Origin of the sequence: Paenibacillus thermotolerans (assembly GCF_028745515.1) — a bacterium.
Taxonomy (GTDB): Bacteria; Bacillota; Bacilli; order Paenibacillales; family YIM-B00363; genus Paenibacillus_AE; species Paenibacillus_AE thermotolerans.
The window spans coordinates 1-9,542 of sequence record NZ_JAQZSG010000066.1; the positions used below are offsets into that span (position 1 = coordinate 1).

The window sequence follows — 9,542 nt, forward strand, 5'->3', positions numbered from 1 at the left end:
GATACATTCGCCGCATTCCATGTACGGTATGATCGCCACTTGATCACCTTTTCGCAATCCGCCGGCGTTTTCTCCGATTTCTTCTATTACGCCCGACAATTCATGTCCCAGCACGCGCGGGTAAGTAAAATACGGCTGATTGCCTTTAAATGCATGCAAATCCGTCCCGCAAATTCCTATTCTTCGAACACGAACCAGATCTTCGCCCTGTTGCAGGAAGGGCTCCTTCGCTTCAATAATCCTGAATTCATTCGGGTCTTCATCGATATTCCGCCCTTCCGCTCGGCCAAGTTTTATTATGGATCGGTGCCAAAATGTCGAGTACTTCCTTCAGCAATTCCGTATCCATGGGCTCATCCGTCCATTGAATGTTCTTTATGATATGTTCCGTGCTTGCAGTACTTACTAAAGTGGTTGGTATTTTTTCATTTGCGACACAATATTGAATCGCCAGTTTGGATATGTCTTGCCCTTTCTGCGCGCAATATTCCGCCGCGCGTTTACATGCCTCCCTGATTTCTGCATCAGCCGGGTGCCAATCCGGGACGCCTCTTGTGCTCAGAAGACCCATTGACAACGGCGACGCATTGATGAGTCCTGTCTTTTTTTGCTCCAACAAAGGAATTAGGTTCAGCAGCGACGTGTCATTCAATGAATAATGGCAGTACGATAGGATAACGTCGAGATCCGCTTTGGCGAGTACCATTTCAAAGAGTGTAAGGGGCAAGCCCGACACGCCCATAAAACGGATTTTTCCTTGCTTCTTCAGTTGTTGCAGTGCGGGAATTCCTTCTTCCATCACTTGTTCAAAGGAGCCGAATTCAATGTCGTGAAGAAGCAGAATATCCACATAATCCGTATTCAACCTTTGTAAGCTTTCTTCTACGCTGCTGATAATCCGTTTTGTTGAAAAGTCAAATTCATCCGCTCCGTAACGTCCCGCTTTGGTAGACAAAATAAACTTGTCCCTGGGCAATTCTTTGATAGCTTCGCCTAATAATGTTTCGGCTTTGGTTAAACCGTAATAGGGCGAAACATCGATCAGATTGATTCCCATGTCAACCGCGGTTCGAACCGTCCGGATTCCCTCTTCTTTGTTAATCTCTCTGAAGACGGAACCAAGCGAAGACGCTCCGAGACTTAAAACAGACACTTCCAGACCGGTGCTTCCTAATGTTCTGTATTTCATGTCCTTCCATCTCCTCTATTAAAATCGCTTAGCGTTAACGCCGAGAAATGCGGATTTGATTTGATAGGATGAAGCGTTCAACTCGTATATTCCGCCGGTGGTGGTCTCAAAGCTGACAACTCCAGCTTCTTCCGTGAAAAGAAGCGAATCCCCATTGGACGATACCGTTACGGGAGTATGGCACCGCACAGTGCAAACACCGGCAAGGGCAGTCACGATCCTTGCATAGACCAGATTTCCGTCCGCCCACTCCATGTCGACGGTGAAGCCGCCCCGTGCCCGAAGACCTATCACTTCCCCCGTACGCCATGCTTCCGGTAATGCGGGAAGCAGGTGTATTTCTCCTAGATGGCTCTGAAGCAACATCTCCGCAATAGCCGCGGCCCCCCCGAAGTTGCCGTCGATCTGGAACGGAGGATGATTATCGAGCAGATTCGGCAGAGTTGATTTAGCAAGCAACGCTTGAAGGTTATCATGCGCTCGTTCCGACTCTTGAAGCCTTGCCCAAAAGTTGATGATCCAGGCTCTACTCCATCCGGTATGGCCGCCGCCGTTCGCCAGCCGGCGTTCCAGCGTCATTCTTGCCGCTTGCGCCAGCTCCGGAGTTAACCGGTCGCTGATTTGGCTTCCGGGATGAAGCGCGAACAGATGAGAGATATGCCGGTGCCCTGCTTCAAGCTCCTCATAATCCTCGTACCACTCCTGCAACTGGCCGTACTTGCCGATCTTCGGCCGTGGGATCCTGGCCAGTACACGGAATAATTCCATACCAAGAGCTCGTTCCCCTTGAATATTAAGGAGCCCCTCTGCCTCTATCACTGCAGAGAACAATTCGTGAATAATTTGGCTGTCCATGGATGGGCCTGCGCAAAGAACGCCAGACTCACCGTTCGGCAGCAAGTACGTGTTTTCCGGAGAAACGGACGGGCATGTGACCAATTCCCCGGTTGGACTTTCCACCAAATAATCTAGTAGGAACAGCGACGCCTCGCGCATTGTGTCATAAGCTTTCGCCAGAAAAGCCCGATCCTGCGTAAAGCGGTAATGCTCCCACAAGTGCAGACACAGCCATGCCGCCCCCATCGGCCAATATGTAGCGGGAAGGTAAGTATCCTGCGGCGCCGTATCTGCCCATATATCCGTGTTATGATGCGCCATGAATCCCCTGCAGCCGTACATGCTCCTAGCCGTCTGCCTGCCCGGTTCGCGCATGCGCTCCAACAGTTCGAACAACGGCTCGTGGCATTCGGGCAGTCCGCAAATCTCCGCAGGCCAGTAGTTCATCTGGGCGTTGATGTTAATCGTATATTTGCTATCCCAAGGCGGCAAGAAGTGCTGATTCCAAATGCCTTGCAAATTGGCCGGCAAGGAGCCCGGCCTGCTGGATGCGATCAACAAGTAACGGCCGAACTGGAAATAAAGTGCCATTAACCCTGGATCATGGCCTCCTTCCTCCACCCGCTTCAGCCGCTGTTTGATACTCATACCCGCGGTTTCTTCATCCGGCCCTCCGAGCATCAAGGAAACACGGCCGAACAAGGCTCGGTAATCGTTCCTATGGCGCTCGGCCAGATCATTGAATGGACGCTCTGCTGCGGCTGATCCTTTACTGAGACACTCCGACAACGGATCATCGGTCCGGAATGTTGTTGCAGCGGTTAAAACCAAGGTGACACAGTCGGCTTGTTCCACCACGAGATGTTCGCCAACGGTTTTTACTGTGCCTCCGCTCGCAGACGCTTTCAAAGCGGTGCAATAATCATTGCCGTTCTCACCGCCGCAGTTCCCCCGCATATAGATGGTATCGTTCCCAATCTTTCCTGTCCGGTCGGCATAGCGCCATCTCCCCCGCTCCAGACGGGCTGTAAAGCTGATTGCGCCTTGTTGATCGGCCGTCAGGCGAATGATGATCGCTTGATCGGGATAACTCGCGAATATTTCCCGCTGATAAGAGCACCCATCCTGCTCGAACGTTACGCGTACTGTCGCATCTTCCAGGTCCAGCACCCGTTTGTAATTCGTAATACTTCCGGTGGGATGCTTAAAATTCAACAGCAGGTGGCCCAGCGGGAGGTAATGGCGCTGAGTCTCCGGCAAACCTGATAACGCGAGCACCGACAACTGTTCCGCCTCCTTCAGCTTTCCTTCGAAAATCCGCCTCCTAATTTCAGGCAGATGTTTCAGCGCATCGGGATTATTGCGATCCCTGGGGCCGCCGTACCATACCGAATCTTCATTCAATTGAATGCGCTCGGCAACCGGCTGTCCGTAAACCATGCCGCCCAACCGGCCGTTCCCGATCGGGAGCGCCTCATCCCACTCCTCTGCCGAGCTGTCATAGCAAAGCTCCATTGCTCCTCGTTTCCAGTTTTCGCGCATGATAACAATCACTCCCGTTGTTATTTTGACTCATCTCGCGATTGCCGCCCGGCGTCATACCCGTGTATTTCCAACTCCAACAGTTTTCTTTAATTCGAAAGTTTTTTCCAAAAATGTGAAACCGCTTTCTTTCCGAAGTATGCTGCTGATCAAACTTCATCCGAACTTGTCTCCAGCGTATTATACAGAAAGTGGGTTTGATTTGTGCTTGAAGTTTTGATATTCCGGCTCGTCTGTTAACAATCGGTGTATTTGATGATTTCGACGCTCGATATCACTTTCCTCCGTTTTTTCCAAATGGCATAAAAAATTAAAAAAGGTGTGATGTTTCACGAAAAATTATAAAGCGGAGCCTAAAAAAACGCGTGGCCCCGCTATTGTTGTTTCATATTTACTTGAGTTTCAGTATCAAACCAATCTTTAAGTAGAAAGGTGCTTATCTCTTCAATTTCAAGGTTTCCGGGAACGGGAACGATTGTGATTTCGCTTCGGCTTGGATTTGGCCGGAGGGATACGCTTCAAGGCTCTGGCGTAACTTATCACTTTACGGGCGATGCTCTTATCGGTCAAGTGCTCGAATATAAAAGGGTCGGGACTCGTGTTCAGCTCGATGATCCAAGGGCGCAGGCGGTTGTCCAGGCCAATGTCCGCGCCGATCATGTTAAGTCCGGAATACGTGCGGCTGAGAGCTTTGGCGGCGTCATATCCGGTTTTGGAAAGGGTCTTTTCTATTGCGGACAGCTTCTTTCCGGAAGCATAAGGTTTCAGCAACTTCCGAACTTCCGTTGGTTTTCCACCGTTATGGTAATTCGTCACGATCTTCCTCGGGTGAGCGACTCGCCCGATCATGCCGGTCATCTCCCAAGCGCGCTTGCGATTGCGTTGAACCATGACCCGGATATCGAACTGGCGACCCTTGTATTTCAAGAGATGGATTCCTTTCTGAACCAAATAAGGGCATTTGTTTTTGTTGCGAACGATAGACTGATACATGGAAGGGAACGAATCGAACACTCGCTTCTTTTCTCCCTTCTGATACGAATAGGAACCGTTGCTTTGTTCCACGCGCATGACCCCTTTGCCTTGTCTGCCCGCTACCGGTTTGATGTAAACCATGGAATAGCGGCGAAGCATCTCTCGAAGCGATTTTTCGTTCATTCTGCGGGTTTCGGGAACAAACATGCGCACTTTCCGGTCTTTCAAAATGGCCTTTGTTTTCAGCCATTTGCTATAAACGTGCTTTCGAGCGGATGTTTTCACGCTTCGACACCTCCTGTCATATAATATATGTCGAGCTTTACCCCGCCCGATTCAGGCAGATGTGGGAATGGCTTTGAGATTTGGAGATAAACGAAAGCTGGCTTCATCTGCAAGATTGAAGCCAGGCGTAACTCTTTTTTTGTGAAAAGACAGCGACTGGTAGCGCCGGTCCAGCCTGCCGACGGCAGACCCCGACAGAGCGGATTACGCAATATTCGGCTACTTTGTGTTTCGGGCGTAACCCTTTCTTTTGTGAAAAGACAGCGACCGGTAGCGCCGGGTCAGCTTGCCAATGGCAGATCCTGACAGAGCGGATGGGCTGGTTGAGAGACTTTTGTTAAGCGCGCTTTTAAGTCGAACTTTCCCAGGCTGAGCGGAATAGACGTAATTTCCGTACGTCTCAAATTCGGAAAATCCGATCTGTTTTTTTCGGTTGATACTTTTCAAGATGGCTTTATACCACTTCGTTCCGTGCCTCGCTTCGATTTTGTTCTTGAGCGACCGGAGCTTTGTTTTATTGAACAACATGTAGTGCGTCACGAAGGAACGGGGACGTGGAGCTTTTTTTCCGAGCAGCTTGCGATAGGTGACGAAATATTCAGGTTGACTCCAGTTTCGGCAATAGAACAGTGGCTTCCTGATCATAACTTAATTAATGCAGTCCAGGGAAAAATAGGATAAGAAACATACAGAACGGAGGATAAGAACTACATGGAGTGGAATATAAAGTCCATTCATAAACGCGAGGATGGCGGCACAGCGGCGCTGGAACTTGAAAGTGCTGACAAACAAATTGATGTTAATGCGCGATGGGATGGCTGCCTAGAGATACATGTTTTTCACGTTACAGAGGAAGGCCGAGAGTTCAAAGATACGATCCATACCTGTGATATCAATGGGCTCGTTAATGTTTTGCAGTCATTAACTAGCCAATGCAAAGAGTTCTTTGGTGCCGGTAGTTATTGGGAGACGAATGATGAGGAGTTAAAACAGGATAGGTTGGAACTGTAAGGGTCTAGCTTGAAAATTAAGGGGGTTCCGAGGTAACCCCCTCCCCACGGCTCTGATACGTTCCGATACCACAATAACGATCATTGATTTACGTTATCCTGCCCCATAGTTGAGCGGCGGCCAAGGAAAAACAATTCAGCGATGGAGTAAATCCATCACTGTGCTCTTGTACCCGTTAGCTTAATAATGCTGCCGCAAATGTGCGCGGCAGCTTTACTTCACGAAAAGTGCTCTGCAAGAATCGTTAACCAGACCTTGCACTCAGTTGTAAAACGGTATGTATTTTTTCTTGTGCTGTTAATTTAACCATAAAAAACTGCACCTTCAACAGTTAGATTGTGTCTAACAATTGGGGTACAGTTCATCGAAGGTGGTTTTGTAATGGTCAATATCAACATTAGAATTTAACATAGCCTGGATTTTAAATATTGCACCCACATCGCGTGCAGCTCGGCTTCCGATACTTGAAATGCACTTTGAAAATCAGTGGTATCGCGTATGAATTTGTTAAGCTCATCTGAACTGTAAGAATGGAGGAGATATTCTACGATCAAATACGAGAATCCATATCCCCCCATCTTCTCGAAATCCCACGTATCATTAGTTAATGCTTGAAAGCTAGGGACGGCATCATTTCGAATCGCTTCGGAGGTGCTATACTGAATATATTCTTGCGACATTTGCTTGGCTTCATGTCCGCCGAGCCCATGAGTAAGCCATTTCGGTGCCAACGGATTGATATCCTTCACTAACCACATCGTAAACAAGCTTATAGTGTGTCGTAGAACCGATTGATACGTATGTTCAGGGCCTGGGTTTAGTGGGGATACGATTTTAATTTTGTTGCGTTCATAGGTACCCATGAACCAATTAGGCGCATCCGGTTCGCCTATTGCTTGATGAAAAGTGGACAGATCCGGATAGATTTCGATAGCGATTTTCTGAGAAGGGCGATGGCGGTAGGTTGTAAGAATTCGCTCTACATTGGCTTTCAGCTCTTCAAATAAGTCATGGTATACCTTATTCATACCATCCTTCTTGGTGGACGCCTCGCTTTTATCCACAATTGAAATCAGCTCTTTGATAGACATGACGGTAATGTCACCCCATTCTTTTAATTCTTTTTTTAGTTTGTTTAAGGCACGGTAGAGTCTGTTCTTAACCGCGCTTTCAGGCATCCCGATGATTTTGGATATTTCCAATAAAGTGCAATCGACAAAAAAACGTAAGGAAATGATTTGCTGGTCTAATTCACTCAATTGGGCTAATGCAGCACTAATATCAATGCGGATATCGACATCTTTAGCTGTATCGAGAGAAATCGATTGGGACTGAAAATCGATAACTTCGTGCACTATTTCTTTATTTCGTGATCTCGTACGATACTCGTTTTTGACAATATTCTGCGCGATTTTGAAAAGCCAAGTAAATATACTGGAGTTATGCTTAAACAAGCGAAAGTTTTCCATTGCTTTTAAAAAAGTTTGTTGCGTTAAGTCATCGGCTACTGTCAGATTTGTCTTTACTGCGATATATTTTCGAATTCTCTCTCGATATTGATCATAGATGGCTTCGAAATGTTGGATGTGCTCCTGCTCCTCCGGAAGAACAGGGATTTTTGTTTTGTCTTGAGCTCTTGACACCTGTAGTACCTCCTCCTGAACTTACAATTCATTAGACACCGAATGGAGGTAAAAAGCCACGTCATTTTAAAATAAATCCTCACGATGCTATTTCACTTTTTCTAAACCCCAAAAATGATGTGTAAAACTGCCCTTTAGTTGAGCGTTCCATTGAGAATGCATAAAAGCGGTGGATCGGATCCACCGCAGCGCTCTTGTACCTCGTTAGCTAAACGACATTCGACTGTTAACGAACAAGGAGAATACAAATAAAAGCCTTCAATATCCAAATCGATGCTGTGATAACAAGCGTCGATGAAGGTCACACATTTCAATAAATGTACTGTCGCCTGTGCCTGTGGTAACATTTTTGTGTTTGGTGCGGGTGCTTCTTCAGCAAGAGCGGCTTTCGCCGTTTCGTGCATAGTTTCAAAGGTCATAAATAAAAGGATTTAACAATATCGCCGCTTTTGTAAATGGAAGGGGCAGCTGCTCTAGGATTGGCTTTTCGTAATTAAACCATAAGTAATCCATGTGGACCTCCTTTGGAACAATCAGCAGCGGTTACAACTAACCATACTATATCATTGAACATCTCCCGTTAGCGAAGCGAGGCCGCCGATTGCTCGGCAGCCTCGTTGTTATCGAAAATTTTTTATTAACGGACGAACCTTTTGGATTCGTTATCGGTTCGCATATTCCATGTTCGCTGTCTCCAACATGGATTTCCAGTTCGAGAAGGTGATTTTTCTATCCACATGCCGATCAAATAGTTCGTCAGGAATGATCCTAACATCTTCAAGGGTCTTGACTTGAAAGTTTCCGTTCTCAACAAACTCGTCGAAACTCTTGAAACTGGAGTACTTAATCATAAATGTTTCATTGAACAATTCTTTGATAGTGTTAAATCCTTTAGTAGTTCGTCAAATGACATTGGTTTATGTTTTCTCAAATAAACACTCCTCAAAATATAATCTCTGCTCATTATACACCATAACGTTTTCCATTTATGCCTTTTCATCTTACCTGTCAATCAACAAGCGATGCCTTCTACATGCATGTTGTACAATAAGCACGGTTCTGGAGAAGGCAATTTAGGCTAAAGGCTTTAGCAATAACCCTTTATGTTCAACTGTCGTAATCCGTTAGTGAAGTGATATGAAGTGCTCGTAAACTTCTCTAACAATATCAAGAAGTTCTGTTCGAANAAAGGCTTTAGCAATAACCCTTTATGTTCAACTGTCGTAATCCGTTAGTGAAGTGATATGAAGTGCTCGTAAACTTCTCTAACAATATCAAGAAGTTCTGTTCGAAACCCTTCACCTTCGATTTTATCAATTAATTGGCGTGCAGTTTCAACATTCATGGTTACACGACCAGTTGTCTCGAAGCCTTCTGGCATTTTGACATATTCCTTGACTTTAGCTAAAACGAAAACAGTGTATGAGTCCGTACTTTCCCAATACCACGACGCGATAGGCATTCTAAACTCTTCCAAGATAAGACCAGCTTCTTCGACTGTCTCGCGATTAAGCGCAACGTCCAAGTCCTCGTTATTTTCTACTCTACCTCCAACTGTAGTTATATTTTTTTCGTGCTTATCCCAAACCATAACGATGGATCCGTCTTCTGTTATGGGGATGCTGTGAATACCCGCTATTCGCTTATCGGTAGGGAATTCCCCAAATAAAGGTTTTAACATTTACGCCCCTCCAACACCAGAATAACATTAATCAAACAATATTTTACGCGTTACATCTAGTTATTCGGCTAAATACTCCAACTACGCTGCCCCTTCAGAGCACTCAAGAAATATAGAAAAAGCGATGGATCGGATCCACCGCTGCGCTTTTGTTCTCAGATATAGCAACACTTTCGGCTGATTTTAAGGAACCTGTTTCCTTGTCCCAGTGGACCGAAGCACCGGCTCTTCCCTGTTTGACGGCGTGAATAATATTATTATTTGGGTTGCCAAGCGCAGTATTTGTTACCATCGGGATCAAAAAAATCGAACCCGTATCCACAATCACCAGAGTCCTGTAACTGCTAAACTAAAGTGGACAGAAAATGCTAGATAAGAA

General features: G+C 46.3%; 9 protein-coding genes and 1 pseudogene. 1 reads left to right on the forward strand and 9 read right to left on the reverse strand.

The window, feature by feature from the left end; genetic code table 11:
* The 5 genes and pseudogenes from PT964_RS25790 to PT964_RS25810 form a co-directional block, all read right to left on the reverse strand.
* A partial coding sequence (locus PT964_RS25790; RefSeq protein WP_425262801.1) for an alcohol dehydrogenase catalytic domain-containing protein occupies positions 1–240 on the reverse strand: 240 nt, incomplete at its 3' end.
* Between the two features lie 19 nt (positions 241–259).
* Positions 260–1,189, reverse strand: a complete 930-nt coding sequence (locus PT964_RS25795; protein ID WP_274366231.1) for an aldo/keto reductase — start codon at positions 1,187–1,189, stop codon at positions 260–262.
* Positions 1,190–1,207: 18 nt separating this feature from the next.
* On the reverse strand, positions 1,208–3,568 hold the full coding sequence (locus PT964_RS25800) for a glycoside hydrolase family 95 protein (protein WP_274366232.1): 2,361 nt from the start codon (positions 3,566–3,568) through the stop codon (positions 1,208–1,210).
* A gap of 450 nt (positions 3,569–4,018) precedes the next feature.
* Positions 4,019–4,828: a YheC/YheD family protein gene (locus tag PT964_RS25805; RefSeq protein WP_274366233.1), complete on the reverse strand. Its 810-nt coding sequence runs from the start codon at positions 4,826–4,828 to the stop codon at positions 4,019–4,021.
* A 219-nt stretch (positions 4,829–5,047) separates the two neighbouring features.
* Positions 5,048–5,464, reverse strand: a pseudogene (locus PT964_RS25810) (DUF6492 family protein); the annotation flags it as partial.
* A gap of 75 nt (positions 5,465–5,539) precedes the next feature.
* On the opposite strand from PT964_RS25810, the gene PT964_RS25815 reads away from it, so the two are divergent.
* A complete protein-coding gene (locus PT964_RS25815) occupies positions 5,540–5,839 on the forward strand; it encodes a hypothetical protein (RefSeq protein ID WP_274366234.1) in 300 nt (99 codons plus the stop codon).
* A gap of 404 nt (positions 5,840–6,243) precedes the next feature.
* Here PT964_RS25815 and PT964_RS25820 read toward each other — a convergent pair whose 3' ends face one another.
* From PT964_RS25820 to PT964_RS25840, 4 genes are all read right to left on the reverse strand, one after another.
* Positions 6,244–7,482, reverse strand: a complete 1,239-nt coding sequence (locus PT964_RS25820; RefSeq protein ID WP_274366235.1) for an RNA polymerase sigma factor — start codon at positions 7,480–7,482, stop codon at positions 6,244–6,246.
* A gap of 134 nt (positions 7,483–7,616) precedes the next feature.
* A complete protein-coding gene (locus tag PT964_RS25825) occupies positions 7,617–7,886 on the reverse strand; it encodes a hypothetical protein (RefSeq protein WP_274366236.1) in 270 nt (89 codons plus the stop codon).
* Between the two features lie 827 nt (positions 7,887–8,713).
* Complete coding sequence (locus PT964_RS25835; protein WP_274366237.1) at positions 8,714–9,163, reverse strand: NUDIX domain-containing protein; 450 nt, start codon at positions 9,161–9,163, stop codon at positions 8,714–8,716.
* Between the two features lie 103 nt (positions 9,164–9,266).
* Entirely contained in the window at positions 9,267–9,485 is a 219-nt protein-coding gene (locus PT964_RS25840) for a hypothetical protein (RefSeq protein WP_274366238.1), read from the reverse strand.
* Between the last annotated feature and the right edge of the window lie 57 nt (positions 9,486–9,542).